The following is a 25,226-nucleotide window of genomic DNA, read 5'->3' as shown; positions in this document are numbered from 1 at the left end:
GGTCAGGCCAGACGCGCGGCGAGCTCGTCGATCTTGTCGGGGCGGAAGCCCGACCAGTGGTCCTCATCGGTGATGACGACCGGCGCCTGGAGATAACCCAGCGCCTTCACTTGCTCGAGGGCCGAAGGGTCCTCGGAGAGGTCGTGGACTTCGTATTCGATCCCCTTCGAGTCGAGTGCTCGATAGGTCGCCGTGCACTGGACGCACGCAGGCTTCGTGTAGACCGTGATCGCCATCTCGATTCCGTCTCCCTCAACTTCGTTCCGGTCACTTCCGGATGTTTCTCCAGCGGGCCCCCCACCGGGAGTCCAATACTACATATGGGTACCGACATTCGATAGCACCACAAGGGGTAGTAGTTACATCCGTGTGATTTTCCACCGCTCTCCCCATGTACAACACAGGTTCTCCACCGATTCATCCACAGTCGGCGAAGGCTGGAAAACGCCTGGATCACACGGGATTCGCATGCCACGGCCACATCCATCCACAGCCTCGAAGCTAGATCGGGGGTCCGACATCGGATCCGCCTGTGGATGACGCGTACGGCGTGTCGCGGCGTGTCGCGTGGCCCCCCGGCGTGTCGGCCGGCGTGGACCAGGCATTAGCGTTGTGTGGTGGCCGGCTACCGCGATCTCCTCCGTACTCCCGGGATCGGCCGCATCATCGCAGCGCAGCTCACCGCGCGGTTCCCGAACGGCATGACGAGCCTCGCGATCCTGCTGCACATCGAGGCCGTCACCGGCTCGTACGGCGCGGCGGGCCTCGTCCTGGCGGCGACATCGATCGGGCAGGCGGTCGCCGGGCCGGTGACCAGCCGCTGGATGGGCCGCTGGGGCATGCGCAGGGTGCTCACCACGACCCTCCTGGTCTGTGCGGCGTCGCTCACCGCGGTCGCCCTCCTCGCACTGCCGCTGCCGGGCTACATGGTCCTGGGCCTCGTGTGCGGGCTCTCGACTCCGCCCGTGCAGTCTGCAGTCCGCACGATCTACCCCAAGATGGTGACGTCCCGCCAGCTGACCCCGCTGTTCTCGCTCGACGCGTCGCTGCAGGAGATCATCTGGATCATCGCCCCGGTGCTCATCACGTTCGTCGCGACCCAGGTCGGGACGGTGCCCGCGCTCCTGCTCATCGTGGTGATCCTGCTCGGCGGCGGCGCGTGGTTCATCCTCTCCCCCGAGGTGGGGCGCGTGCGCATCCCGCGCAGCCGGCGCGGCATCGGCAAGGTGCTCGCGAAGCCCGCCGTGCTCCTGGCGACCGTGGTCGGGTTCCTCCTCATCGGCGCCTGCGCGGCCGTCGAGGCCGGCGTCGTGGCGACGTTCGACCACGGTGGCCTCGAGGCCGGCATCGTGCTCGCGCTGTTCTCGGTGGGGAGCCTGGCCGGGGGGCTCGCGTTCGGGCACATCCCGATCGGACCGTGGGCGATGGCGCGGCGCCTCGCCATCGTCGCCGCCGGCCTCACGCTGACGATCGTCTCGCTGGACGTGTGGTGGCTGAGCGGCACCCTCGTGCTGGCGGGCATCGGCATCGCGCCCGCCCTCGCGGTGCTCTTCGCCATGACGTCGGCCAGCGTGAAGTTCAGCGACACCGCCGAGGCGTTCGGGTGGGTCGCCACGGGTCAGCTCATCGGCGCGGCCGCGGGGTCCGCAGTCGCAGGGTTCCTCATCGACGACATCGGTCCGAGCGGTGCGTACGTGGCTGCGGCAGGTTTCGCCGTCATCGGCCTCGTCGTGGCGATCGTGTTCGTGCGCGGCTTCCCCGATCTGCGCGATCGGGACGCCAGCCCGATCCCCGACACGGAGCCGGTGCAGACCGTCGGCTGAGCGCGCGGAAGGTCACGCGACACGGCGCAGCATCTCCAGCACCGCCAGGGCGTACGCGTCGGCCGGCTCGGGATGCTCGAACACGAGCACGTCCTCCGCTCCTTCGGACCGACGGAGGGCGATCTCGACCTCGTGCGTGTCGGGCAGCCGCCGGAGCGCCCGGAACGCGCCGCGCAGCAGCTCGCGCAGCTGGTGCTCGTGCGGCAGCCATAGCGCATCCTCGAGCGCGACCGAGTCGAGGGCCCACTCGGTCGTTCCGTTGAAGGCGAGGAGCTTGCCGGTGGGGTACTCGCGCGGCTCGATCGTCATCTCGCTGACCGTGAAGACGTCGGCCTCGAACTCGGGCTCGTCCAGTTGGAACCGGTCGCCCGAGCTCGGGTGCCACACGAGGCCGGCGTCACGCAGCGCGGTCGCCAGTTCGGTCGAGATCATGTCTCCATTCTCGGACCGTCACGCGGCGACGAGCTGGCCCACCCCACTGCGCGAGTCCTGAGCGGCAGACACAGGAGCGAGGGCCGGGTCGTCGAGCGCCGCCACCTGGTCCTCCCAGTCGAGCACGATGCCGCCGCTGGAGTTCGCCTGATTCGCGAGATCCCGCAGGTACTCCCCATCGAGGGGCTCGGGGTCCGGGTTCGCGAAGACGAAACGCAGCGGGATCGAGGGCTGCATCCAGATGGACGTGCGGCCGGGCGCCTCGCCGTCGCAGTGCCGCCAGGTGAGGAGGAAGCTCTCGCCGCGCCGAAGCTTGGTGGTCGCCACGACTTTCACGTGCGCCAGGATCCGGTCGGGAATCTCGGCCGGACCGGACTCCGAACCGTAGTAAAGGTGCGCCATGTCTCTTCCCTTCTCCCGTTTTCACTCACTGTATCTCGTCCAGTGAGTTTCTAGTACAGTGTATAAGTATCTTAGTGAATAAGAAACCCTCTGTCTGTCCTAAACCGTGGTGTATTATGCTGAGGCTTACGAAGCTTCGCGGAGGTATGTCATGCCACTGACCGTCGTGCGTCACGAAAGCGAGCACCTGTACGCCGACCAGCCCAAGACCGAGGCAGGTCGGAGGCTCTCCGAGGCGATCCTCCACCTCTGGCGGGCCGAACGTGATCAGATGGAGCAGGCGCAGCGGTCCTCCGAGCTCTCGACGATGGACCTCACCGCCCTGCGCTATCTCGTGCAGGCGCGGCGTGACGACCGCGACTTCGGCCCCAAGGACCTCATGGTGATGCTCAACACGTCGAGCGCGACCGTCACCAACGTCGTCGACCGGCTGGTGGCGCGCGGCTTCGTGCGGCGAGTCGAGCACCCGAGTGACCGGCGAGCGCATTTCGTGGTGGCGACGGACGCCGCGGTCCAGCGCGTCGACGACTCCTTCGCGCCGCACCACTCCGCGATCGTGGCGGTCATCGACAGCCTTCCCGAGCACGAGGCCGACTGCGCGGCCGATGTCGTGCGTCGCATCGCCGACGAGCTCGAGAAGTTCGCCTGAGCCGAGCGACCGACCGCGTCGCGCCGCCGCGGGAACCGAACCTGCCAAGTCGGGCGCGAAATCGTGCCAACCGTCGTCTCGGGGACGGAACCGGTCATGCGTCGCTTCTAGGCTGGGCGTCATGGTCGCTCCCGTCACCCTCCCCCGGTCGTCCTGGGGCTCTCCGACCGCTCCTCGCCGGGCTCTGCTCGTCCACGGACTGGGGTCGAACGGCGCCCTGATGTGGCGTTACGGCGCGGCCCTCGCCGACGTGGGATGGCGCGCGGATGCGGTGGACCTGCGCGGACACGGCACGGCTCCGCGCACCCTCGACTACACGCTGGCGGCCTACGCGGCCGACCTGGCCGAGACGCGACCGGACGCCAGCCCGGACGCAGAGCCGTGGGACCTCGTCATCGGACACTCGCTCGGGGGCGCGGCATCCGTTCTCGCCGTTGCGGGCGACCCGTCTTGGACGCGCCGACTCGTCCTCATCGACCCGGCGGTCGCGCTCACCGACCGCGACCGCGACATCGTGCGCGACAGCCAGACGCGCTCGTTCGACGACCCGAGCCAGGAGGCGGTGCGCGCGGAGCACCCGCGGTGGCACGAGCAGGATGTCGAGCTCAAGGCGCTGTCGGCGCAGCAGGCGAGCCGCTGGGCGGTCGAGCAGACCAGCGTGCAGAACCGCGTGTGGGACGTGAGCGACGCGGCGCTGCGCGTCGAGGTGCCCACCCACGTGATCGCCTCCGACCCGTCGGTGTACTCGATCTTCGCGGGCAAGCCCGCCGAGCGGGTGGTCGCGCAGAACCGCCTCTTCACGATGTCGATCGTCGAGGGCGCCGGGCATTCGCCGCACCGGGACGCTCCGGACGCGACCGTCTCGGCGCTCCTGCGCGCGCTCGAGTGAGCCGCACGCCGCTCTGATTCGCGACGCTACGCGCCGTGCTGCGATTCGTGGCGTAAGAATGGCGGGGTGACCGCATTCGATCCGCGCGAGATCCTGCCCGACGCTCTGCTCGAGCGGTTCCGCGAGCGAGCCGCGGTCCACGACCGCGAGAACACGTTCCCGGACGACGACCTGGCAGACCTGAAGGATGCCGGATACCTCGCGATCCTCGTGCCGCGCGCGCTCGGGGGACGCGGTCTGGGCCTCGCCGAGGCATCCGTCCTCCAGCAGCGCCTCGCGGGCGCCGCGCCCGCGACCGCGCTTGCGATCAACATGCACCTGGTGTGGACCGGGGTGGCGAAGGTCCTCTCCGACCGCGGCATCGACGCGCTGCGGTTCGTGCAGGAGGGTGCGGTCGGCGGCGAGGTGTTCGCGTTCGGCATCAGCGAGGCCGGCAACGACCTCGTGCTGTTCGGGAGCGGGACGGATGCCGCCCCGCTGCCCGACGGCGGCTACGCATTCACCGGCACGAAGATCTTCACGTCGCTCGCGCCGGTCTGGACGCAGCTCGGGCTCCACGGCCTCGACACGACCTCCGCCGACGCGCCGCAGATGGTCTATGCGTTCGTTCCGCGCTCCGAGGTGCAGACCGGGCGCATCGTGGTGCGCGACGACTGGGACACGCTGGGCATGCGGGGAACGCAGTCGCGTACCACCGAGCTGCACGGCGCGGTGGCCGCGGCGGATCGCGTCGTGCGCCGTCTCGCGCCGGGGCCGAACCCCGATCCCCTGGTGTTCGGCATCTTCAGCGTGTTCGAGCTGCTGCTCGCCTCGGTGTACACCGGGATCGCGCGCCGCGCCCTGGACGTCGCGGTCGCCGCGGCCGGCACGCGCACGTCGAAGAAGACCGGCAAGGCGTACAGTCAGGACCCCGACATCCGCTGGCGCATCGCCGGCATGGCGCTCGCCTACGACGCGCTGCCCCCGCAGATCGAGGCTCTCGCCCGCGACGTCGACACGCTCGCCGATCACGGTGCACGCTGGTTCTCGCTGCTCGCGGGTGTGAAGCACCGGGCGGTGACGGCGGCGAAGTCGATCGTGGACGAAGCGGTTCTCGTCGCGGGCGGATCGTCGTACTTCACGGCGAACGAGCTCAGCCGCCTGTACCGCGACGTGCTCGCGGGCCTCTTCCACCCGTCCGACCCCGAGTCCGCGCACTCCACCGTGGCGACCGCATGGCTCGGTCCGCTCGATGACTGACACGACGCGCATCCGCCGCACGGCGCGGACCCCCACCCATCTGCTCAGCGCCGCCGACCAGGAGCGCCGGCGCGGCCTGCGCGTGATGAAGGGCGTGGCGCTCGGCGCCCTGCTGTTCATGGCCGCGCTGTTCGCGGTCTCGTTCGCCTTCGAGCAGGACGTGCCGGCACTGGCGTACGTGCGCGCCGCAGCGGAGGGTGGCATGGTAGGCGCCCTCGCGGACTGGTTCGCGGTGACGGCCCTGTTCCGGCATCCGCTGGGCATCCCGATCCCGCACACCGCGATCATCCCGAACCGCAAGGACGAGATCGGCCGCAACCTCGGCGAGTTCGTCGAGACCGAGTTCCTGCGCGGCGACGTCGTGCGCACGAAGCTCGAGGCCACGCACATCGCCGCGCGCCTCGGCGAATGGCTGCGCACACCCGCACACGCCGAGCGGGTCGCGGCCGAGGCGTCCGTCATGGCGGCGAACGTCCTCGGTGCGCTCAGCGACGACGACGTGCAGGACGTCATCGAGGACCTCGCACGCGAGCATCTCATCGCGCCGGAGTGGGGCCCTCCGCTCGGCGAGTGGCTCGCGCGGATCGTCGACTCCGGCGCGCACCACGGCGCCGTCGACATGGCGCTCGACACGATCGCGGTGTGGCTCGACGCGAATCACGCAGCGTTCACCGGGCTCGTGTCGCGACGGCTGCCGTCGTGGCTGCCGTCGGTCGCGCAGCGGCTCGTCGACGACACCGTGTACAACGAGGCCGTGAAGTTCGTCGCGGCGGTGCGCGCCGACCCCGCGCACCCCGCCCGTCTCGCCGTGGACGGCTACCTCGATCGCCTCGCCGACAACCTGCAGCACGATCCCGCGACCATCGGGCGCTTCGAAGACGCCAAGCACGCCGTCTTCGACAGCCCCCGCGTGCGCGAACTCGCCGCCGCGGCCTGGAACACGGCGAAATCCGGACTCCTGCGCTCGCTCGCCGACCCCGACAGCGGGCTGCGTCGCCGGGGATCCCAGGCTCTCGCCGAGATCGGCGACCGGCTGACCACGGATGCCGCGCTCCAGCGCCGCGTGGACACGTGGGTCACCGATGCCGTGGTCTTCCTCGTCGACCGCTACCGGAGCGACATCGCGTCGATCATCACCGACACCGTGGAGCGATGGGACCCGGCCGAGACGACCGAGAAGATCGAGCTCATGGTCGGCCGCGACCTGCAGTACATCCGCCTCAACGGCACGATCGTCGGCGCCCTCGCGGGCCTCGCGATCTTCTCGATCGCGCACGCGCTGCTGGGCTGATGCGATCGCGGGTCTACGTCCCGGCGTGACGGACGGGTAGCGTCGAGCCGTGACGCTTTCCCACGACCCGCTCTGGCCGCGCGCGGGGGCCTGGCCCGCCATCGACGACGGCGGCTGGGATGCCGCGATCCTGGGCATCCCGGCGTTCCGCACGTCGCTCTCGGCCACCGGCGCGCACGCCACTCCGGCCGCCGTGCGCGAGGCGCTGCGCCGCTACAGCCCCACGCTGCTCGGGCCGCCGCCTCTCGACCTGAACGAAGCGCTGCGCGTCGCCGACGCGGGCGACATCGACGAGCCCGACGGGCCGGCGGGCGAGGCATCCGTCCGTGCCGCCGTCGCCGCGCTGCGCGAGCGCGCCGGGCTCGCGATCGGGCTCGGCGGAGACAACTCGATCACGTACGCCATGGCACAGGGAGCGGGCGCGAGCGGACTCATCACGATCGACGCGCATTTCGACCTGCGCGACGGGGTCTCCAACGGCTCCCCCGTGCGCCGGCTCGTCGAGGAGGGGCTCGACCCGCGCCGCATCGTGCAGCTCGGCATCGCCGACTTCGCCAACTCGGCGGCGTACGCGCAGCGCGCGACCGACCTCGGCATCACGGTCGTCACGCTCGACGAGGTGCGCCGCCGCGGCGCCGCAGACGTGGTCGCCGAGGCTCTGAACGTCGCGGGTGCGGACGGCGGCGCGATCCACCTCGACATCGACGTCGACGTGTGCGACCGGTCGGTCGCGCCGGGATGCCCGGCGTCGGTGCCCGGCGGCCTCGCGGCGTGGGAGCTGCGCGCACTCGTGCGGGCCACGGCATCCGATCCGCGCGTATGCAGCGCCGACATCGTCGAAGTGGACGCGACCGCGGATGCCGCGGACGGGCGCACCGTGCGCCTCGCGGCCCTCTGCGTTCTCGAGCTGCTCGCGGGAAAGGCGGTGGCCTGATGGTGACCCTGGTGCTCGTGCGGCACGCGAAGTCGGACTGGGGCGACCCCGCGCTCGACGATCACGACCGGCCGCTGAACGACCGCGGTCGGCGCGACGCTCCCCGCATGGCGCGCCAGCTCGCCGAGACGGGCCTCCGGCCCGATGCGATCCTCTCGAGCACCGCCGTGCGCGCACGAACGACGGCCGAGGCGTTCGCCGCCGAGCTCGGCGTGCCGGTGTCGCCCGATCCCGAGCTCTACGGCGCCCCCGCACGCACTCTGCTCGCGGCGGCCGCCGCGACGCGGCTACCGACGGTGGTTGTCGTCGCGCACGACCCCGGCATGAGCGTGCTGGCCGCGCACCTCTCGGACGACGACATCGGGCACATGCCGACCTGCGCCGTCGCGACGTTCACGTGGCGCGTCGACGACTGGGACGTCGCGACCGCGCTCGACCCCGACGAGTGGACGCTCGACACGCCCCGCTGAGCCCGTCTCAGAGCGAGCGACCGCCGACCCAGACATCGCGCACGAGCGGCACGCCGGGCCGGTACGCGAGGTGCACGCGCGTCGGCGCGTCGAGCAGCACGAGGTCGGCGCGCATTCCGGGCGCGACGGCCCCGATGTCGTCGCGGCGCAGGGCGCGAGCACCGCCGGCGGTGGCCGCCCACACCGCCTCTGCGGGCGTCATGCCCATCTCGCGCACCGCGAGCGCGATCATGAGGGGCATGGAGCTCGTGAAACTCGAGCCGGGATTGCAGTCGCTCGCGAGGGCCACCGTGACGCCTGCGTCGATGAGGCGCCGAGCGTCGGGGTACGGCTGGCGCGTCGAGAACTCGACACCCGGCAGCAGCGTCGCGACTGTCTCGCTCCCGGCGAGCGCCGCGACGTCGTCGTCGTCGAGGTACGTGCAGTGATCGACGGATGCCGCATCCATCGCCACCGCGACCTGCACCCCTTCGCCCGGCCCGAGCTGGTTGCCGTGCACACGCGGCTGAAGTCCGTGCGCGACGCCGGCCGCGAGCACTCGACGGGCCTCGTCGGGAGTGAACGCCCCGCGCTCGCAGAACACGTCGACCCACCGGGCGTGGGGAGCGACGGCGCGCAGCATCTCGTCGCACACGAGGTCGACGTACTCGTCGCGCCGCTCGGCGTACTCGGCCGGCACGACGTGTGCGCCGAGAAAGGTGACCTCGGGCGTCACCTCGGCGGCGAGTCGCGCGAGCCGCTCCTCGTCTTCGACGCTCAGCCCGTACCCGGTCTTGATCTCGAACGTCGTCGTGCCCTGAGCGTGAAGCTCGGCGACGAAGCCGCCCAGGCGAGCGCGCAGCTCCTCGTCGCCGGCGGCGCGCGTGGCGGCGACCGTGCGGCGGATGCCGCCGGCTGCATACGGCGTGCCCGACATGCGAGCCTCGAACTCGTCGGCGCGGTCCCCGCCGAAGACGACGTGCGTGTGACTGTCGACGAACCCCGGGATGACGGCGCGGCCGCCGGCGTCGACGACCTCGAGCTGCGGCGATCGGCGGGTCGCCGCATTCGCCGCACCCACCCACGCGATGCGGTCGCCCTCGACCAGCACCGCGGCGTCGCGGACCGTCCCGGTCGCATCGCCGTCGCGCGCGACGTTGGTCGTCAGCTCACCGATGTTCGTGATCAGCGTCGCGCTCACAGCATCCGCCCCTTCATCGCGTCCTTTCCTCGCCGAGACTTCACGTATGTCACGGAATTCGGCGCCAAACCGTACAGAGGTGAAGTCTCGGCCATGAGAGAAGGGGTCACGCGTCGAGCATGGGGATCGTCAGGCCCCGCTCGCGCGCGACTTCCGCGGCGCGCTCGTAGCCCGCGTCGACGTGGCGCATGACGCCGGTGCCCGGGTCGTTGGTGAGCACGCGCTCAAGCTTCTCGGCGGCCAGCGGCGACCCGTCGGCGACCGTCACCTGCCCGGCATGGATGCTGCGGCCGATGCCGACGCCGCCGCCGTGGTGGATCGACACCCAGGCCGCGCCCGACGCCGTGTTCAGCAGCGCGTTCAGCAGCGGCCAATCGGCGATCGCGTCCGAGCCGTCGGCCATCGCCTCGGTCTCGCGGTAGGGCGAGGCGACCGAGCCCGCGTCGAGGTGGTCGCGGCCGATCACGATGGGGCCCGACAGCTCCCCTGACGCGACCATCTCGTTGAACTTCAGGCCGGCGAGGTGACGCTCCTTGTAGCCGAGCCAGCAGATGCGCGCGGGGAGTCCCTCGAAGTGCACGGCGTCGCCGGCCTTCTCGAGCCACCGCACGAGCCCGGCGTTCTCGGGGAACAGCTCCATGACGGCGCGGTCGGTCTTGCGGATGTCTTCGGGGTCGCCAGACAGGGCAACCCAGCGGAACGGCCCGCGGCCTTCGGCGAACTGGGGGCGGATGTACGCGGGCACGAAGCCCGGGAAGGCGAACGCGCGCTCGTAGCCGCCGAGCTGCGCTTCCGCCCGGATGGAGTTGCCGTAATCGAAGACCTCGGCGCCGGCATCCTGGAACCCGACCATCGCGGCCACGTGCGCGGCCATCGACTCGCGTGCTCGGCGCGTGAATCCTTCGGGATCGGCGGATGCCTCGGCCTTCCAGTCCTCGAACGCCACGCCGAGCGGAAGGTAGGCGAGCGGATCGTGCGCGCTCGTCTGGTCGGTCACGATGTCGATCGCGAGCTCGCCCGCGGTGTGACGGCGCAGCAGCTCGGGGAACACCTCGGCCGCGTTGCCGACGACGCCCACCGACAGCGCGTCGCCCGCGGCCTTCGCCGCAACGACGCGTGCCACCGCGGCGTCGAGGTCGGTCGTGTACTCGTCGAGGTAGCCGCGGTCGACCCGGCGCGCGAGGCGCGACTCGTCGACGTCGACGATGAGCACCGCTCCCCCGTTGAGCGTCACGGCCAGCGGCTGCGCGCCGCCCATGCCGCCCGCGCCGCCGGTGAGGGTGAGCGTGCCCGACAGGTCGTCGCGGCCGAGCGACCTGGCCACGGCCGCGAAGGTCTCGTACGTGCCCTGCAGGATGCCCTGCGTGCCGATGTAGATCCACGAGCCCGCGGTCATCTGGCCGTACATGGTGAGGCCGAGCTGCTCCAGACGGCGGAACTCGGGCCACGTCGCCCAGTCGCCCACCAGGTTCGAGTTCGCGATCAGCACGCGCGGCGCCCACTCGTGCGTGCGGAAGACGCCGACCGGCTTGCCCGACTGCACGAGCAGGGTCTCATCCGGCTCGAGCTCGTCGAGCGTGCGCACGATCGCGTCGAACGCCTCCCAGCTGCGCGCCGCGCGCCCGGTGCCCCCGTAGACCACGAGGTCTTCCGGGTGCTCGGCGACCTCGGGGTCGAGGTTGTTCATCAGCATGCGCTTGGCGGCTTCGGCGCCCCAGCTCTTGGCCGTGCGCTCCGCGCCGCGCGGCGCTCGGACAGCGGGCCGCGCAGCGGCCGTGTCGGTCTCGATCGTGGTCATGAGTCGATTCCACACAGCGGCGCGCACGGCGACAACCGCATACAGCGCAGTCATGTCTGGCATACCAGACACAGCCCCTTGCCTCCATCCGCGGCCCTTGGTGCAATGGAGCCATGACGGCCTCCGCGCCCCGCACCGATGCCGAACGGGGCCGATTGCTGCGCACCGTGCTGCGCGAGCATGTGAGGCCGTCCGACGGGCTCCGGACCGAAGGACTCATCGACGAGATCCCCGAGCTCGCAGCCCTCGCGCGCACGCCGCAGGATCCGTCGTGGCACCCCGAGGGCGACGTGCTCGTGCACTCGCTGTGGGCCGCACACCTTGCGGCGCTGCACGCGGTCCTGACGGATGCCGAACCCGACGATCGCGAGCGGCTCGTGCTCGCCGCACTCTGGCACGACATCGGCAAGCCCGACACCACCCGGCGGCGGGACGGGCGGATCACGTCGTACGGTCACGCCGAGCGCGGCGCCGAGATCGTGCTCGCACTGGGCCGCCGCCTCGGGCTTCCGCGGGGCCTGACTCGCGCGGTGAGCGAGATCACCGCGACGCACATGGCGCACGTGTCGGTGAAGGGCGCGCCGAGCGCGAAGGCGGTCCGCAAGCTTCAGGACCGCCTCCGGGGCGCAGGGACGTCGCTCGAGGACTGGGCCGTCGTGGTGCGCTGCGACGGCGACGCACGCGGTGCCGCGGCACGTCCGGACGCATCGATCCCGTGGCTCCGCGTCGCCGCCGCACGGCCCGAGCGATCTTGAACATCCTTGTTCACATTGCTAGCGTGTGCGCGACACGCTAACTCGTACATGAATGTTCATGAAAGTCGGAGCCGGAAGGAAGACCGTCATGCCGAAACCTGCACCCCCAGCCACCCCGGCGACCCCGCCGAGCGTGCCCGGCGCGACGGCGGCAGCCGGCATCCTGATCCGGCCGGCGACGGAGGCCGATGCCCCGCTCGTCGACGCACTGGTGCGCGAGATCGCGGCCCACCAAGGCGACCACGTCCAGGCGACCGCCGCGGAATGGAGGTCCATGCTCGCGCGCCCGGACGTCAGGGTGTTGCTCGCCTTCGACGGCGACCGGCCGGTGGGGTACGTCTCGACGATCCGGCGGCTCCACCTCTGGTCCGCGAGGGACGTCATCGCACTCGACGACCTGTGGGTCCGCGCCGAGGCGCGAGACCGCGGCGTGGGTCGCCGGCTGATGAACGCCGTCGCGGAGCTCGCGGCGCCCGAGCGGCTAACGATCGCGTGGGGTGCACGAGCCGACAACCACGCCGCGCACCGGTTCTACGTGCGCCTCGGCGCGACGATGGCGACGAAGGCGATGTTCCGGTGGGACCCGCAATCGTGAGCCCGACCGGTACTTGTTGAACACGCGTGTTCATGTTAGCTTCACCTCGTACAGGTGTGTTCGAGTTCCTTGAAGGGTGGAGCCCATGTCGATCTCTCCTCGCGAAGCGCCCGCGGCGACCGAGCAGTACCGTCGCCGCTGGCAGATGCTGGCATTCCTCGGGATCGCCCAGCTCATGCTGATCATCGACGTCACCGTCGTCGCGCTGGCGCTGCCCCAGATCGGCTCCGATCTCGACCTCTCGCGCAGCGCGCTGACGTGGGTCGTGAGCATCTACGCCCTCGTCTTCGGCGGACTGATGCTCCTCGGAGGGAAGGCGGCCGATGTGTTCGGCAGCCGCAGGATCGTCCTCATCGGCCTCGCCGTCTTCACACTCGCGTCCCTGCTGACCGGGTTCGCCTCCGACCCCGCCACTCTTCTCATCGGTCGCGGTCTGCAGGGCCTCGGGGCGGCGGCGATGTCGCCCGCGGCTCTCTCGGTCATCGCGCGCACCTTCGCGGGCGCCGAACTGGCGAAGGCGCTCGGCGTCTGGTCCGCCCTGGGCGGCGCCGGCGCGGCGCTCGGCGTGCTGCTCGGCGGGCTGCTGACGGCCGGGCCCGGCTGGGCGTGGGTCTTCTGGATCAACGTCCCGATCGGAGTCGTCCTCTTCGTCGCGCTCCAGCGCACCGTGCCGAGGCTTCCCGGAGCGGGCGGCACACTGGACTGGATCGGCGCCGCCCTCGTCACCATCTCGACGGCTTCGGTGATCTACGCACTGGTCTCAGCGGGAGACTCGGGCTGGCTCACCCCTGTCGTCCTGCTGCCCATCATCGGCGGCGCGATCGGATACGCGCTCTTCGCGTGGCGACAGCGCGCGGCGCGCACGCCTCTCATCGATCTCGGCCTGCTCACCCGGCGACCGGTCGTGACGGGGCTCGGACTGATCTTCGTGGCCACGGCGCTGATGATCGCCGTGTTCTTCCTCGGCTCGTTCATCTTCCAGCGGGTGCACGCGTTCTCGGCGCTCGAGGCCGGCCTCGTGTTCCTTCCGGTCGCGCTCGGAACCATCGCCGGCGCTCAGCTCGGGGGCCGGACGCTCCCCCGGTCCGGGGTGCGCGTGATCGCCACGCTCGGGCTCGTCATCACCGCTGTCGGACTCGCGGCGGCGGCGGCGATCGCGAGCATGACCGTGCTGGTGATCGCGATGAGCATCGCGGCGTTCGGGATCGGCATGGTGTTCGTCGCCGCCTCGACGAGCATGTTCACCTCCGTCGCCCCGCACGAGGCCGGCATCGCTTCGGGCGCACTCAGCACGATGCACGAGTTCGGCGCCGCGACGGGCGTCTCGGCCGTCTCGAGCGTGGCGGCGGCCGCCCTCGTCGGCAGCACCCTCGGTGCATACAGCCTCGCGCTCTGGTTCGCCGTCGGCGTCGCCGCAGTCGCCGCCCTCGCCGCCCTGCTGGCGGCGCCGGGTCGCGCACCGGCCGCCGCGAGCTAGCGGGCGGGTGTCGCCAGTGCGGCCAGCACGGTCTCCGTGACGAGTCGCGGCGCCTCCTCGGCGGCGATCTCGCCGCGGTGAATCGCAGCCGAGGCAGCGTGAAGCACGGCCTGGATCGTGGTGATCTGCCACTCCACCGGCATGTCGACGCGGAACTGGCCCTCGTGGCGGCCGCGTTCGAGCAGTGCCCGCACCCGCTTCGCCGGCCCCTCATGGGCACGCCGCAGCTCGTCCGGCGGCAGCGCCTGCCCGGCCGCGACGACGATCGCGCCGAAGCGGTGCGTCAGGCGCCAGGTGGCATCGAGGAGGAGCGCCATCGCCTCTCGGGGATCGCCGCCCAGGTCGAGATCGCGCAGCGACTCCTCGGTCTGCGCGATGGCGCGCGTGGCGACTTCCGTGATGAGAGCGGTGCGCGAGTCGAAGTGGCCGTACAGCGTCACGCGACCGACGCCCGCGGCTTTCGCGATGTCCTGCACGCTGGCATCCGGGTCGACTGCCAGCAGCGCGGTGGCCGCGTCCACGATGGCCTCGATGTTGCGCCGCGCATCCGCGCGCTTCGCGGGTGCGGTTGCAGCGGGCATCGCGACCCCTTCCTGTACAACTCTGTTCATCTTAGCCGGACGGCCAGACCGCGCACGAGAGCTGCTCAGGCGCGTCCGCTCTCGAGGGCGGCATCCGCCACCGCACCGCTGGCCACCAGGCTCACGACCGTTTCCATCTCGGGCGACAGGAAGCGGTCGGGTCCCGGCCCGTCCACACCGGCGCCGCGCACCAGGTCGCGCACCGCGCCCGTCGCGCGTCCCGGCTGCAGCGGCGCGCGCAGGTCGAGGGCGCGGGCTGCGGTGAGGACCTCGATCGCGAGCACGCGCGCCAGGCCGTCGATCGCGCGGCGGAGCTTGCGTGCCGCGGCCCATCCCATCGACACGTGATCCTCCTGCATCGCCGACGAGGGGATGGAGTCGACGGAGGCCGGCACCGCGAGCCGCTTGAGCTCCGAGACGATCCCCGCCGCCGCGTACTGCGCGATCATGAGGCCCGAGTCCACGCCGACCTCGTGCGCGAGGAACGGCGGCAGTCCGTTGCTGCGCGCGGGGTCGAGCGCGCGATCGGTGCGCCGCTCCGAGATCGACGCGACGTCGGCGACGGCGATCGCGAGGAAGTCGAGCACATACGCGACCGGCGCGCCGTGGAAGTTGCCGTTGGACTCGACGCGACCGTCGTCGGTGATGACGGGGTTGTCGACGGCGGCGGCGAGCTCGCGCGAAGCGATCAGGCGCGCGTGATCGACGGTGTCGCGCGCTGCGCCGTGCACCTGCGGCGAACACCGCAGCGAGTACGCGTCCTGCACGCGCGTGCAGACGGCAGGGTCGCGGTGCGACGCGACGATGGGCGAGCCCGCCAGCACCGCGCGCAGGTTCGCCGCCGACACAGCCTGCCCGACCTGCGGACGCAGCGCCTGCAGGTCGGCGGCGAACACGGCGTCGGTGCCGAGCTGCGACTCCACCGACATCGCCGCCGCCACGTCGGCGGTGTCGAGCAGCACCGAGAGGTCGTGGAGCGCGAGCAGCAGCATCCCGAGCATGCCGTCGGTGCCGTTGATGAGCGCGAGCCCCTCCTTCTCACGCAGGACGAGAGGGGCGACGGATGCCGCGGCCAGCGCCTCGGCGGCGGGCACGAGGTCGCCGCCGGCCGTGCGCACGTCGCCCTCGCCCATCGCGGCGAGCGCGACGTGCGACAGGGGCGCGAGGTCGCCTGAGCAGCCGAGCGAGCCGTATTCGCGGACGATCGGGGTGATGCCGGCGTTGAGCATCGCCGCGTACGTCTCGACGACGACCGGCCGCACGCCGGTGTGGCCCGTCGCGAGAGTCTGGAGCCTCAGCAGCATGAGGGCTCGCACGACCTCGCGCTCGACCTCGGGACCTGTCCCAGCCGCGTGGGAGCGGATGAGACTCGCCTGCAGCTGCAGCCGGCGCTCGGGCGCGATGAAGGTCGTCGCGAGCGCGCCGAAGCCGGTCGAGATGCCGTAGTGCGGCAGGGCGTCGTCGGCGAGTCCCTCGACGAGCGATCGCGCCGCAGCGACGCGCTCGAGGCACTCCGGGGCGATCTCCACTCGGGCGTCGTGGCGCGCGACCGCGACGACGTCCTCCGGGCGCAGCGGTACGGCGCCGACCATGACCGCGGTGCTCCCGCGGGTCTCGTGCACAGTGCTCATGCCTCGATTCCACACCGCTGGACTCCCGCGCGACACCGAGTCGTGGCATCCTGTGTCTGCCATGCCAGACGATTTCGCGACCGAGGTCCGCCCTCAGGTGCCCGCGGCGGATCAGACGCTGCGCATCCTGTCGTACCTCGCCCGCCAGCGCGGGCCGGTCCCCGCGCGCACCATCGCCACAGCGCTCGGCATCCCCCGCTCGAGCGTCTACCACCTGCTCTCGGCGCTGCAGCAGCACCAGTTCGTCGTCCACCTGCCCGAGGACCGCCGCTGGGGACTCGGTCTCGCCGCCTTCGAGCTCGCCGGCGGCTACGCGCGGCAGGAGCCGCTCGCGCGGCTCGGCCGCCCGGTGCTCGCGGACCTCGTCGACCGCACGCACGAGAGCGCGCACCTGGCCGTGATGCACGGCCGCGACGTGCTGTACATCGTCGAAGAACGCGCGGCGCATCGTCCCGCGCTGGTCACCGACGTCGGCGTGCGGCTGCCCGCGCACCTGACGGCCACCGGGCGGGCGATGCTCGCTGCGCTGCCACGCGAGCAGGTGCGAGCGCTCTACCCCGACGCGGCGTCGTTCTCGGATCGCACCGGTCGCGGCCCGCGGCGGCCCCGTGAGCTGCGCGAAGTGCTGCGCGAGGTGCGCGCCCGCGGACACGCCACCGAGGACGGGGAGGTGACCCTGGGGCTCGCCTCCGTCGGCGTCGCGGTGCTCGACCACGTGGGGTGGCCCGTCGCCGCCATCGCCGTCACCTATGCTTCGGGCGACGAAAGCGACCCTGCCGGCATCGCCACGGCGATCTCGGCCGTGGCGCGCGAGCTCGGGCGTCGCATCGGGGCGACGCCGTCGGCCGGCTCGGCAGTCGGCCGCTCCGGCTAATCCGATCGCGCGTCATCCGCAACCCCCTGGGTCGTTCGCGGAGCGCCTCATAACGTCGTCGCATGCTCCCTGCAGACATTCCCGACGACGCCCAGCTGCTCGACCTCATGGACCACCGTGCCGTGCCGAGCGTGACGATCGCGCTCGAGTCGTCGCCGCTGCCCCAGGACCACGAGCGCGTGCGGATCGCGTTGCGCGACGCGATCGACGACGCCCTCCGCCGCGTCCGGCAGCGCGACGATCTGCCCCATGGCGCGGCGCGTGCCGTCGAAGACCGTCTCACGTCGGTGCTCGACGACGACGACTTCTGGGCGCACCAGTCCCGCTCTCTCGTCGTGTTCGCGTCGCCGGAGCGGCTCGACGCCTTCCGGCTCGCCGACCGCGTCGGCGACAAGGTCGCGGTGAGCGACCGCTTCGACACGTCGCGACTGCTGCGCAGCATCGCGTACCCGTGGCGGATCTTCGTGCTGCAGCTGTCGGAGCGTCTCGCGCGCCTGACCGAGATCGGACCCGATCACGGTCCGGTCGAGCATCCGCTCGAGCTTCCCGACGACCATGAGCTCATGCTCCACCACGCCGACAACGACGGCGACGCGGACCGCGACCGCGCCCGCGGCGCCACCGGCGAGCGCGTCGAGCGGGCGCGGTTCTGCCGCACCGTCCAGGACGAGGTGGTGCGCATCGTCCCCCGCCACGTGCCGCTCCTGCTCGCCGCGACGACGGAGCTGGCTCCCGCGTATCGGGCGGTGAACACGCACCCCGAGCTGCTCGAGGACGGCGTCGACGCACATCCCGAGTCGCTCGACGACCGCGAGATCGAACGCCTCGCGCGCGACGCGCTGGATCGCCTCCGCGAGGACGAGACCGCCGCGTGGAAGGAGGACTTCGGGAACCTTCGCGCGCAGAGGCTCGCCACGACCCGGCTGAGCGAGGTGGCCGCAGCCGCGGCATCCGCTGCGGTCGACGAGCTGCGCTTCGACCTCGAGTCCGACGTGACCGGCCGGATCGACGAATTCGGCCGCATCCTCGACCGAGACGCACCGGACGCGCCGCCGCTCGTCGACGAGATCGCGGCGAGAGTGCTGCGCACCGGCGGGCGCGTCCGCGCCGTGCGCAACGCGGACCTGCTCGACGGCTCGCCGCTCGCGGCGACGCTCCGATTCGAGGTGCCGACGCCGCGGTGACGCGGCATGGCGGAGGCAGTCAGCGCAGCACGAGCCGCGGTTCGACGAGCACGTGCGCAGCGCCCGACTCGGCCGCGCGCGGCGCCACGACGCTGCCCGACGCGCCCATGAGCAGCTCAAGGACGCCGGCGGCGACGCGCTCGGGGAGCTGCTCCACGCTCGAGAGCCCGATGGCCTCGGCCGCCGGGGTGTTGTCGAAGCCGATCACGGGCAGCTGCGGCATCCCGGCCGCTGCCGCCGCCAGGTGAGCGCCGATCGCGAGCGAGTCGCTGACGCAGACGATCCCGTCGACACCCGCCCCGCCCTGGATCGTTCCGCCCCGGGCGGTGCGATCGAGGAACTCGCCGACGACCCGGCGAGCCGCCGCCACGCTCTCTTCGCACGCGAGGCGGGCGCCGTGCGTTCCGGCGTCGGCCATGGCCTCCCGCCAGCCGCGCTCGCGGTCGTCGCCGGTGCCCGAGCCGGACGGCCAGCCGAGGAACGCGATGCTGTCGCCGGCCGCGCCGATGAGGTGCTCGGTGGCCGCGTGCGTACCGGCCGCGCCGTCGACGTCGACCCACAGGTGAGCCGGAGCCTCGACGTCGTCCTCTCCCCACGGGCGGCCGAACGACACGAACGGGATGCCGTGCTCGGCGAGCCAGTGCGTGCGTGGATCGCCGTGGAACGTGCCGGTGATGACGACGGCGTCGATCTCGCCGCCGTCGGTGAGCTCGCGCATGCGCTCGATCTCCTCGTCGGGGGTGCGCGCGGCGTACAGCTGGATGCGCATCCCCCGGTCGCCGGCACACTCGGTGAGGGCGTGGACGAAGCGATCGAGGACGACCCCCGAGATCCCGCCCGCATACGGGTCGAGGTGGATGCCGATCGTCGAGCTTCTCCTGGTGCGCAGACGCCGGGCCGCGGCGTGCGGCCGGTAGCCGAGATCGGCGATCGCCCGGTGCACGCGCTCGCGCGTCTCTTCGCGCACGATCGCCGGCGTGTTGATGACGTTCGACACCGTCTGGCGTGAGACGCCCGCCGCGAGAGCGACGTCTTCGACGGTCGGCGTCTTCGGCATCGACCGGTCCTTCCTGCGCCCGCGTGCGCGGATTCGCGTCGTCCGAATCGTTATCCTATGGGCCGCTCGGCCCCTTGACAGCCGTCGCCCGGAGTTCCTAGCGTGGTCGTCACACCTCTTTTGATCGTTCAAACTACGTGGTCTCCTTTGAACGATCAAGACCGGGCACCACTGCGAGCGACAGCTCATCGCGTGGCCTCATCGAAGGAGAAGAGACACATGACACGGCACACCAGACGCGCGCTCCTCGGCACCGGCGCGCTCCTGCTCACGACGACTCTCGGCCTGACCGCGTGCGGCTCCGGCTTCGACGACGCCCCGGCGGGCGAAGATCCGGGCGAGCTCACCTCGAGCGACGACGCGCTGTCGATCCTCATCGGCTCGTCGGGAGAGGCCGAGACGGCCGCGGTCGAGGACGCCGTCGCCGCATGGTCGGAGGAATCCGGCATCGACGCCGAGGTTCAGACCGCCAACGACCTCCCCCAGCAGCTGTCGCAGGGCTTCGCGGCCGGGTCGCCGCCCGACCTGTTCTATCTCGCCACAGAGGCCCTCGCCGGTTACGCCGGCAACGGCTCACTGCAGCCTTACGGCGATCTCCTTTCGAACAGCGACGACTTCTATCCGTCGCTCGTGCAGAACTTCACCTTCGAGGACGAGTTCTACTGCGCACCCAAGGACTTCTCGACCCTGCAGCTGGTCATCAACAAGGGACTGTGGGATGCCGCGGGCCTGACCGACGACGACATCCCGACGACGTGGGACGAGCTGGCGACGGTCGCGGCGACCCTCACGACCGGCGGCGTCACCGGACTCGCGTTCGGCCCGGAGTACCAGCGCCTGGGCGCGTTCATGGCGCAGGCGGGCGGACAGCTCGTGAGCGACGACGGCACGCAGGCGGTCGCGAACAGCCCCGAGAACGTCGAGGCGCTGACCTACGTCCAGGAGCAGATGAACGCGGGCAGCTTCGCGTACTCGTCCGACCTCGGCGCGGGCTGGGGCGGAGAGGCGTTCGGCAAGCAGCTGTCGGCCATGACGATCGAGGGCAACTGGATCACCGGCGCCATGACGAACGACTTCCCGGATGTCGAGTACGTCGTCGCGGAACTGCCCGAGGGACCCGCCGGCAAGGGCACGATGCAGTTCACGAACTGCTGGGGAATGGCCGCCGACAGCCCCAACCAGCAGGCAGCGCTGGAGCTGGTCGAGTACCTGACCAGCGCCGAGCAGCAGCTCGCTTTCTCGGAGGCGTTCGGACCGATGCCGTCCGTGCAGTCGGCCGCCGAGCAGTGGACCGCCGACAACCCGGAGCTCGCCGCCTTCCTCGCGGGCGCGGACTACGCCAAGGGCGTGCCCACCAACGACGGCATCGCGGCGGTGATCAGCGACTTCAACGCGCAGCTCGAGGGGCTGAAGACGGGCGACCCGCAGCAGATCCTCGACACCGTGCAGGAGAACACCGAAGCGGTCGTCGGCTGACCCATGACCGCGACCGCTGCAGCGCCTCCCCGCGCCCGGACTCCCCGCTCGGGGATCCGGCGCGGGGAGGCGCTCGCCGGCTGGGTCTTCACGCTGCCGGTGCTGGTGATCCTCGGCGTCTTCCTCCTCGTGCCCGTGCTCATGGCACTGTGGGTCAGCTTCTCGGACTGGTCGGGGCGCGGGAGCCCGCTGTCGGCGAACGTGAGCTTCGTCGGATTCGAGAACTACGCCGCGATCACCGTCGACGGCGGTCTCCCGACCCGGGACTTCGGCACGGCGCTGCGCAACAACGCGTGGTACGTGCTGCTGGTCGTTCCGCTGCAGACGGCACTGGCGCTCTTCCTCGCGGTGCTCGTCAATCGCGCGATCCTGCGGGGGCGCGGGTTCTTCCGCACCGCCTTCTACTTCCCGTCGGTCACCAGCTCCGTGGCCATCACCGTGCTGTGGCTGTTCCTGTTCTCGGCGTCCGGCGTGGTGAACGAGATCCTGTCGTGGATCGGGATCAACGGCCCGAACTGGTTCCAGGATCCGAGCGGCATCGTCCACAACGCGCTCGGCGCGGTCGGCGTCACGAGCGGCCCGGCGTTCCTCACCGAGAACGACTTCCTCGGCCTGTCGTGGTGGAACTGGCTGGCCGGGCCGTCGGTGGCGATGACGGCGTTCATCCTCATGGCGGTGTTCACGACGAGCGGCACGTTCATGCTGCTGTTCCTCGCCGCGCTGCAGAACATCGGCGGCGACATCCAGGAGGCCGCGATGATGGACGGCGCGAACGGCTGGCAGCGCTTCTGGCGCGTCACGCTCCCCCAGCTCCGGCCCACGCTCTTCACGGTGCTGACTCTCGGTCTCATCGGATGCTGGCAGGTGTTCGACCAGATCTACACCGGCACGCAGGGCGGCCCCGGCAAGACCACGGTGACCCCCGCGTACCTGTCGTACTCCGCGGCCTTCCTGGGGCAGGACTGGGGACAGGGCGCGGCGATCGCCTTCATCCTGTTCGCGATCATCGTCGTGCTGACGATCTTCCAGCGCTGGGTGCTGCGAGAGCGCCCGGTCTCGCGGCGTCGCGCGCGCGAGTACCAGCTGCCGGCGAAGGAGCAGTCGCCGGCGAAGGAGGCCGCACGATGACCGGCACGACTCTCGACGAGACGCGCGTGCTCACACAGGCGGCGCCTGCCGCTCGGCCGGCGCCCACGCGGCAACGAGGACCTGCCCGCAGCCTCGTTTGGCAGATCGCACTGTACGCGCTGCTGATCGCCGTCGCGCTCGTCTACATCTATCCGTTCCTCGTGCAGGTGGCGACGTCCTTCAAGACGGATGCCGAGGCCGCCGTCGATCCCGTCTCACTGATCCCGCAGACGTGGTCCGTCGCGGCGTACGAGCTGCTGTTCCTGCGCAGCGACTTCCCGGTCTGGTTCGCGAACTCCACCATCGTCACGATCTTCGTGACGCTCGGCCGTGTGTTCTTCTGCTCGCTCGCCGGCTACGCGCTCGCCCGCCTGCACTTCCGGGGTCGCGGTGTCGTCTTCGCCGCGGTCGTGGCCGTCATGGCCGTGCCCACGGTCGTGCTGCTCATCCCGAAGTTCCTCGTCATCAACCAGCTCGGCATCTACGACACGTACGCGGGCATGATCCTCCCGCTCCTCGTCGACGCGGCGGGCGTGTTCATCATGAAGAACTTCTTCGAGTCGATCCCGGTGTCGGTCGAGGAGCAGGCACGCATCGACGGGGCCGGCGCGTTCCGCGTGTTCTGGTCGGTCGTGCTGCCGATGGCGCGCCCAGCCGTCATCACGATCATCATCCTGTCGTTCCAAGGGTCGTGGAACGAGCTGTCGCACTTCATCGTCGCGACCCAGTCCCCCGAGCTGACGACGCTGACCAAGGGCGTCGCATCGCTCGCCTCGGGTCAGCTGAGCCAGGGGACGCAGTACCCCCTCAAACTCGCCGCCGCCGCCATCATGACGATCCCGGTGGCCGTGATGTTCTTCATCTTCCAGCGGCGCATCATGAACGCCAGTGAAGGAGCCGTCAAAGAATGACCCCCGATTCCGGGACCCCGCCGCGCCCGCCTGCGCTCCAGCCGCTGCTCAGTGACGCGGTGATCGCCTTCCGCGCGCCGACGCAGGTGTGGTCGGCCCGCAGCGGCGATGCCGGCGCTGCGGCGATCGACGGCGTGTACCACGGCGATGTCCGCCATGTCCGCGCACTCGAGCTGACGTGCGAGGGCTCCGCCGTCGAATGGATCTCGGTGGCTCCCGATGGACCCGATCGCATGGTGTTCGGCGGACTGCTGCGTGGTCTCGATGACCCCCTCCCCGACCCCAAGGTGCGGCTCCTGCGTGAGCGGGTGGTGTCGCCGGGCCGCGTGCGCGAGACGCTGACGGTGGCCTCCAAGCTCAGCGAGCCGGTCACCGCGCGGCTCACGTTGCGCGTGGAGCCGGACTTCGCGTGGCTGCACGAGGTGAAGTCGGGTGTTCCAGGCAGGCGCGACAGTCACGTCGAGCTCACAGACACCGCGGCCGAGGCATCCGTCGGGGAGCGATCGTTCGTCCTCCGCTCCCCCGGCGCCGCGACCGTCGTCGAGGGCGGCGGCATCGTCGCGACGTGGGAGGTGCGCGTCGAGCCCGGCGGCTCTGCCGGTGTCTCGTGGGAGCTCGAGCTGCACGACGACACCGTGGTCGTGGAGGCGGCCGGCGCGCCGGCGCCCTGGGATTCCGGGGCGCTCGCGGCGGACGCGGCGCGCGAGCCCCGCCTTGCCCGATGGCTCGAGGTCGCGCTCGGCGATCTCGACGCGCTGCGGCTCGCGCTGCCCGAGCACCCGCGCGACGAGTTCTTCGCTGCGGGCGCCCCGTGGTTCTTCACGCTGTTCGGACGCGATTCGCTGTGGGCGGCGCGCCTGGCGCTCCCGACGGGAACCGCCCTCGCGGCCTCGACGCTCCGCGTGCTCGCGCGGCTGCAGGGTTCCGCCGACGATCCCGAGACGGCCGAGGAGCCGGGCAAGATCCTGCACGAGCTGCGCGCCACCACGCTCGAGCTGCCGGGCGAGGGCATCTCGCTCCCGCCGAGGTACTACGGCAGCGTCGACTCCACCCCGCTGTGGGTGTGCCTGCTCGGCGACGCGTGGCGGGCCGGGATGCCGGAGCCGGAGGTGCGGACGCTGCTTCCGGCGCTGGTGCGGGCACTCCGGTGGATCCTCGACCACGGCGACAGCGACGGCGACGGATTCCTCGACTACATCGACCGCACCGGACGCGGCCTGGCCAATCAAGGCTGGAAGGACTCCGGCGATTCGATCCAGTGGCGCGACGGGACGCTCGCCGAAGGACCGATCGCGCTGTGCGAGGTGCAGGCGTACGCATACGAGGCTCTGCTCTCCGGGGCCGACCTGCTCGAGGCTTTCGCGGCCGATGTGGCCGCGGACGACGGCCTCGGCGCCGCGGTGCCGACCCCGGCCGAGCTGCGCGAGTGGGCGGCGACGCTGCGCACGCGCTTCGACCGCGCCTTCTGGGTCGAGACTCCCGAGGGCCGCTATCCCGCGGTCGCCCTCGATCGCGACAAGCGTCCCGTCGACACCCTCACCAGCAACATCGGCCACCTGCTCGGCACCGGGCTGCTCGATCCCGAGGACGAAGCCGCCGTCGCGCGGCTGCTGGTCGGACCCACGATGTCGAGCGGGTTCGGCATCCGCACGATGTCGACGGATGCGGCCGGCTACTGGCCGCTCTCGTACCATGGCGGCAGCGTGTGGACGCACGACACCGCGATCTGCGCGTGGGGCATGGCGCGGGCGGGACTGATCGAGCCGGCCCGCGACGTCGTGTCCGGCCTGCTCGCCGCAGCCGAGGGCTTCGGTTACCGCGTGCCCGAGCTGCACTCCGGCGACCCGGCCGGGCCCACGCCGTACCCGGCGGCGTGCCGTCCGCAGGCATGGTCGGCGGCAGCGGCGATCACGTGCCGCGAGATCGTGCGCGCCGGCTGACCCGGGCTCGGGCGCTCAGTCCACCTTCGCGACGGTGCCGCCGGTGAGGCGCACGAGCTCGTCGAAGGTCAGCGGGAACACGGTGTGCGGCGTGCCGCCGGCCGCCCAGATCTCGGGATACCGGGCGAGGTCCTCGTCGACGATCGTGGTGAGGGGCACGGGGTGGCCGGTCGGCGCGACCCCGCCGATCGCCTGACCCGTCGCCTCGCGCACCTGCTCGGGTGTCGCGCGCGCGATGCTCGCTCGTCCCAGTCGCTCGGCGAGCGCGGCGGTGTCGACGCGGTGCGCGCCGCTCGTCATGACCAGCAGCGGCGCGCCATCGCTCCAGAACACGAGGCTGTTGGCGATCGCGCCGACCTCGACCCCGAGCGCTGCGGCGGCGAGGGGTGCGGTGGAGGCGGCGTCCGGCAGCACGACGATGTCGCCCGGGATCCCTGCGGCACGCAGGGAGTCGTGGACGAGGCGGCTGCGGGTGGGAAGCTCGGCGGGGGCAGGCGTGTCGGTCACGAC

At 71.4% G+C, this 25,226-nt stretch carries 25 protein-coding genes; 16 read left to right on the top strand and 9 right to left on the bottom strand.

Annotated features, from left to right (window positions below):
* Positions 1–2 precede the first annotated feature (2 nt).
* A complete protein-coding gene (gene nrdH / locus AC3ANN_RS05840; protein ID WP_127818343.1) occupies positions 3–236 on the bottom strand; it encodes a glutaredoxin-like protein NrdH in 234 nt (77 codons plus the stop codon).
* Between the two features lie 381 nt (positions 237–617).
* Here nrdH and AC3ANN_RS05835 point away from each other — a divergent pair, with 381 nt between their 5' ends.
* Complete coding sequence (locus tag AC3ANN_RS05835) at positions 618–1,823, top strand: MFS transporter (RefSeq protein WP_488340049.1); 1,206 nt, start codon at positions 618–620, stop codon at positions 1,821–1,823.
* Positions 1,824–1,835: 12 nt separating this feature from the next.
* Here AC3ANN_RS05835 and AC3ANN_RS05830 read toward each other — a convergent pair whose 3' ends face one another.
* Both AC3ANN_RS05830 and AC3ANN_RS05825 read right to left on the bottom strand, forming a co-directional pair.
* Complete coding sequence (locus tag AC3ANN_RS05830) at positions 1,836–2,255, bottom strand: pilus assembly protein CpaE (RefSeq protein WP_488340048.1); 420 nt, start codon at positions 2,253–2,255, stop codon at positions 1,836–1,838.
* An 18-nt stretch (positions 2,256–2,273) separates the two neighbouring features.
* Complete coding sequence (locus AC3ANN_RS05825; RefSeq protein ID WP_488340047.1) at positions 2,274–2,657, bottom strand: DUF7882 family protein; 384 nt, start codon at positions 2,655–2,657, stop codon at positions 2,274–2,276.
* 151 nt (positions 2,658–2,808) lie between these two features.
* On the opposite strand from AC3ANN_RS05825, the gene AC3ANN_RS05820 reads away from it, so the two are divergent.
* The 6 genes from AC3ANN_RS05820 (at position 2,809) to AC3ANN_RS05795 (ending at position 8,129) form a co-directional block, all read left to right on the top strand.
* Positions 2,809–3,306, top strand: coding sequence for a MarR family winged helix-turn-helix transcriptional regulator (locus AC3ANN_RS05820; protein ID WP_488340046.1), 498 nt, complete (start codon positions 2,809–2,811; stop codon positions 3,304–3,306).
* Between the two features lie 121 nt (positions 3,307–3,427).
* Entirely contained in the window at positions 3,428–4,195 is a 768-nt protein-coding gene (locus AC3ANN_RS05815) for an alpha/beta fold hydrolase (protein WP_488340045.1), read from the top strand.
* Positions 4,196–4,261: 66 nt separating this feature from the next.
* Positions 4,262–5,434, top strand: coding sequence for an acyl-CoA dehydrogenase family protein (locus AC3ANN_RS05810; RefSeq protein WP_488340044.1), 1,173 nt, complete (start codon positions 4,262–4,264; stop codon positions 5,432–5,434).
* A complete protein-coding gene (locus AC3ANN_RS05805) occupies positions 5,427–6,725 on the top strand; it encodes a DUF445 domain-containing protein (RefSeq protein ID WP_488340043.1) in 1,299 nt (432 codons plus the stop codon). Before AC3ANN_RS05810 ends, AC3ANN_RS05805 begins: the two co-directional genes overlap by 8 nt.
* Positions 6,726–6,774: 49 nt before the next feature.
* Positions 6,775–7,659 carry an agmatinase family protein gene (locus AC3ANN_RS05800; RefSeq protein ID WP_488340042.1) on the top strand — a complete coding sequence of 295 codons (885 nt, stop codon included), beginning with the start codon at positions 6,775–6,777 and terminating at the stop codon, positions 7,657–7,659.
* Positions 7,659–8,129 (top strand): SixA phosphatase family protein, encoded by a 471-nt coding sequence (locus AC3ANN_RS05795; protein ID WP_488340041.1) that lies wholly within the window; start codon positions 7,659–7,661, stop codon positions 8,127–8,129. The genes AC3ANN_RS05800 and AC3ANN_RS05795 overlap by 1 nt, the downstream gene beginning before the upstream one ends.
* Before the next feature lie 7 nt (positions 8,130–8,136).
* On the opposite strand, the gene hutI is transcribed toward AC3ANN_RS05795, so the two are convergent.
* On the bottom strand, positions 8,137–9,309 hold the full coding sequence (hutI, locus tag AC3ANN_RS05790; protein ID WP_488340040.1) for an imidazolonepropionase: 1,173 nt from the start codon (positions 9,307–9,309) through the stop codon (positions 8,137–8,139).
* A 106-nt stretch (positions 9,310–9,415) separates the two neighbouring features.
* A complete protein-coding gene (hutU, locus tag AC3ANN_RS05785; RefSeq protein ID WP_488340039.1) occupies positions 9,416–11,107 on the bottom strand; it encodes a urocanate hydratase in 1,692 nt (563 codons plus the stop codon).
* 113 nt (positions 11,108–11,220) lie between these two features.
* Here hutU and AC3ANN_RS05780 point away from each other — a divergent pair, with 113 nt between their 5' ends.
* The 3 genes from AC3ANN_RS05780 to AC3ANN_RS05770 all read left to right on the top strand — a co-directional run bounded on the left by AC3ANN_RS05780 (position 11,221) and on the right by AC3ANN_RS05770 (position 13,934).
* The gene (locus AC3ANN_RS05780; protein WP_488340038.1) at positions 11,221–11,862 is read left to right on the top strand and encodes an HD domain-containing protein; all 642 of its coding nucleotides are present in this window, start codon (positions 11,221–11,223) and stop codon (positions 11,860–11,862) included.
* Between the two features lie 88 nt (positions 11,863–11,950).
* Positions 11,951–12,457: a GNAT family N-acetyltransferase gene (locus tag AC3ANN_RS05775; protein ID WP_488340037.1), complete on the top strand. Its 507-nt coding sequence runs from the start codon at positions 11,951–11,953 to the stop codon at positions 12,455–12,457.
* A gap of 85 nt (positions 12,458–12,542) precedes the next feature.
* Positions 12,543–13,934, top strand: a complete 1,392-nt coding sequence (locus AC3ANN_RS05770; protein WP_488340036.1) for an MFS transporter — start codon at positions 12,543–12,545, stop codon at positions 13,932–13,934.
* On the opposite strand, the gene AC3ANN_RS05765 is transcribed toward AC3ANN_RS05770, so the two are convergent.
* On the bottom strand, positions 13,931–14,515 hold the full coding sequence (locus tag AC3ANN_RS05765) for a TetR/AcrR family transcriptional regulator (protein WP_488340035.1): 585 nt from the start codon (positions 14,513–14,515) through the stop codon (positions 13,931–13,933). The genes AC3ANN_RS05770 and AC3ANN_RS05765 overlap by 4 nt on opposite strands.
* A 65-nt stretch (positions 14,516–14,580) precedes the next feature.
* Positions 14,581–16,146: a histidine ammonia-lyase gene (hutH, locus tag AC3ANN_RS05760; RefSeq protein ID WP_488340034.1), complete on the bottom strand. Its 1,566-nt coding sequence runs from the start codon at positions 16,144–16,146 to the stop codon at positions 14,581–14,583.
* Between the two features lie 61 nt (positions 16,147–16,207).
* Between hutH and AC3ANN_RS05755 the strand changes: the two genes are divergently transcribed.
* Together AC3ANN_RS05755 and AC3ANN_RS05750 are read left to right on the top strand one after the other, a co-directional pair.
* Positions 16,208–17,020, top strand: coding sequence for an IclR family transcriptional regulator (locus tag AC3ANN_RS05755; RefSeq protein ID WP_488340033.1), 813 nt, complete (start codon positions 16,208–16,210; stop codon positions 17,018–17,020).
* Positions 17,021–17,082: 62 nt separating this feature from the next.
* Positions 17,083–18,204, top strand: a complete 1,122-nt coding sequence (locus AC3ANN_RS05750) for a baeRF11 domain-containing protein (protein ID WP_488340032.1) — start codon at positions 17,083–17,085, stop codon at positions 18,202–18,204.
* Positions 18,205–18,223: 19 nt separating this feature from the next.
* On the opposite strand, the gene AC3ANN_RS05745 is transcribed toward AC3ANN_RS05750, so the two are convergent.
* Positions 18,224–19,261, bottom strand: coding sequence for a LacI family DNA-binding transcriptional regulator (locus AC3ANN_RS05745; protein ID WP_488340031.1), 1,038 nt, complete (start codon positions 19,259–19,261; stop codon positions 18,224–18,226).
* A 219-nt stretch (positions 19,262–19,480) separates the two neighbouring features.
* Here AC3ANN_RS05745 and AC3ANN_RS05740 point away from each other — a divergent pair, with 219 nt between their 5' ends.
* The 4 genes from AC3ANN_RS05740 to AC3ANN_RS05725 are packed head-to-tail and all read left to right on the top strand — an operon-like array spanning position 19,481 to position 24,716.
* Positions 19,481–20,737 carry a sugar ABC transporter substrate-binding protein gene (locus AC3ANN_RS05740; RefSeq protein WP_488340030.1) on the top strand — a complete coding sequence of 419 codons (1,257 nt, stop codon included), beginning with the start codon at positions 19,481–19,483 and terminating at the stop codon, positions 20,735–20,737.
* A gap of 3 nt (positions 20,738–20,740) precedes the next feature.
* A complete protein-coding gene (locus AC3ANN_RS05735; RefSeq protein WP_488340029.1) occupies positions 20,741–21,865 on the top strand; it encodes a carbohydrate ABC transporter permease in 1,125 nt (374 codons plus the stop codon).
* Positions 21,862–22,776: a carbohydrate ABC transporter permease gene (locus tag AC3ANN_RS05730; protein ID WP_488340028.1), complete on the top strand. Its 915-nt coding sequence runs from the start codon at positions 21,862–21,864 to the stop codon at positions 22,774–22,776. The genes AC3ANN_RS05735 and AC3ANN_RS05730 overlap by 4 nt, the downstream gene beginning before the upstream one ends.
* Positions 22,773–24,716, top strand: coding sequence for a glycogen debranching N-terminal domain-containing protein (locus tag AC3ANN_RS05725; RefSeq protein WP_488340027.1), 1,944 nt, complete (start codon positions 22,773–22,775; stop codon positions 24,714–24,716). The genes AC3ANN_RS05730 and AC3ANN_RS05725 overlap by 4 nt, the downstream gene beginning before the upstream one ends.
* A 15-nt stretch (positions 24,717–24,731) precedes the next feature.
* On the opposite strand, the gene AC3ANN_RS05720 is transcribed toward AC3ANN_RS05725, so the two are convergent.
* The gene (locus AC3ANN_RS05720; RefSeq protein ID WP_488340026.1) at positions 24,732–25,223 is read right to left on the bottom strand and encodes a YbaK/EbsC family protein; all 492 of its coding nucleotides are present in this window, start codon (positions 25,221–25,223) and stop codon (positions 24,732–24,734) included.
* Positions 25,224–25,226: the final 3 nt, after the last annotated feature.

Source organism: Microbacterium sp. STRO-2N, assembly GCF_057747775.1.
This window is presented reverse-complemented; position numbering and strand designations above follow the sequence as displayed.

Excerpts from the sequence above, each read along its gene's own strand:
- nrdH (WP_127818343.1), bottom strand. The coding sequence starts at position 236 with ATGGCGATCACGGTCTACACGAAGCCTGCGTGCGTCCAGTGCACGGCG.
- AC3ANN_RS05830 (WP_488340048.1), bottom strand. The coding sequence starts at position 2,255 with ATGATCTCGACCGAACTGGCGACCGCGCTGCGTGACGCCGGCCTCGTG.
- AC3ANN_RS05825 (WP_488340047.1), bottom strand. The coding sequence starts at position 2,657 with ATGGCGCACCTTTACTACGGTTCGGAGTCCGGTCCGGCCGAGATTCCC.
- AC3ANN_RS05820 (WP_488340046.1), top strand. The coding sequence starts at position 2,809 with ATGCCACTGACCGTCGTGCGTCACGAAAGCGAGCACCTGTACGCCGAC.
- AC3ANN_RS05815 (WP_488340045.1), top strand. The coding sequence starts at position 3,428 with ATGGTCGCTCCCGTCACCCTCCCCCGGTCGTCCTGGGGCTCTCCGACC.
- AC3ANN_RS05805 (WP_488340043.1), top strand. The coding sequence starts at position 5,427 with ATGACTGACACGACGCGCATCCGCCGCACGGCGCGGACCCCCACCCAT.
- AC3ANN_RS05795 (WP_488340041.1), top strand. The coding sequence starts at position 7,659 with ATGGTGACCCTGGTGCTCGTGCGGCACGCGAAGTCGGACTGGGGCGAC.
- hutU (WP_488340039.1), bottom strand. The coding sequence starts at position 11,107 with ATGACCACGATCGAGACCGACACGGCCGCTGCGCGGCCCGCTGTCCGA.
- AC3ANN_RS05780 (WP_488340038.1), top strand. The coding sequence starts at position 11,221 with ATGACGGCCTCCGCGCCCCGCACCGATGCCGAACGGGGCCGATTGCTG.
- AC3ANN_RS05775 (WP_488340037.1), top strand. The coding sequence starts at position 11,951 with ATGCCGAAACCTGCACCCCCAGCCACCCCGGCGACCCCGCCGAGCGTG.
- AC3ANN_RS05770 (WP_488340036.1), top strand. The coding sequence starts at position 12,543 with ATGTCGATCTCTCCTCGCGAAGCGCCCGCGGCGACCGAGCAGTACCGT.
- AC3ANN_RS05765 (WP_488340035.1), bottom strand. The coding sequence starts at position 14,515 with ATGCCCGCTGCAACCGCACCCGCGAAGCGCGCGGATGCGCGGCGCAAC.
- hutH (WP_488340034.1), bottom strand. The coding sequence starts at position 16,146 with ATGAGCACTGTGCACGAGACCCGCGGGAGCACCGCGGTCATGGTCGGC.
- AC3ANN_RS05755 (WP_488340033.1), top strand. The coding sequence starts at position 16,208 with ATGCCAGACGATTTCGCGACCGAGGTCCGCCCTCAGGTGCCCGCGGCG.
- AC3ANN_RS05750 (WP_488340032.1), top strand. The coding sequence starts at position 17,083 with ATGCTCCCTGCAGACATTCCCGACGACGCCCAGCTGCTCGACCTCATG.
- AC3ANN_RS05745 (WP_488340031.1), bottom strand. The coding sequence starts at position 19,261 with ATGCCGAAGACGCCGACCGTCGAAGACGTCGCTCTCGCGGCGGGCGTC.
- AC3ANN_RS05740 (WP_488340030.1), top strand. The coding sequence starts at position 19,481 with ATGACACGGCACACCAGACGCGCGCTCCTCGGCACCGGCGCGCTCCTG.
- AC3ANN_RS05735 (WP_488340029.1), top strand. The coding sequence starts at position 20,741 with ATGACCGCGACCGCTGCAGCGCCTCCCCGCGCCCGGACTCCCCGCTCG.
- AC3ANN_RS05730 (WP_488340028.1), top strand. The coding sequence starts at position 21,862 with ATGACCGGCACGACTCTCGACGAGACGCGCGTGCTCACACAGGCGGCG.
- AC3ANN_RS05725 (WP_488340027.1), top strand. The coding sequence starts at position 22,773 with ATGACCCCCGATTCCGGGACCCCGCCGCGCCCGCCTGCGCTCCAGCCG.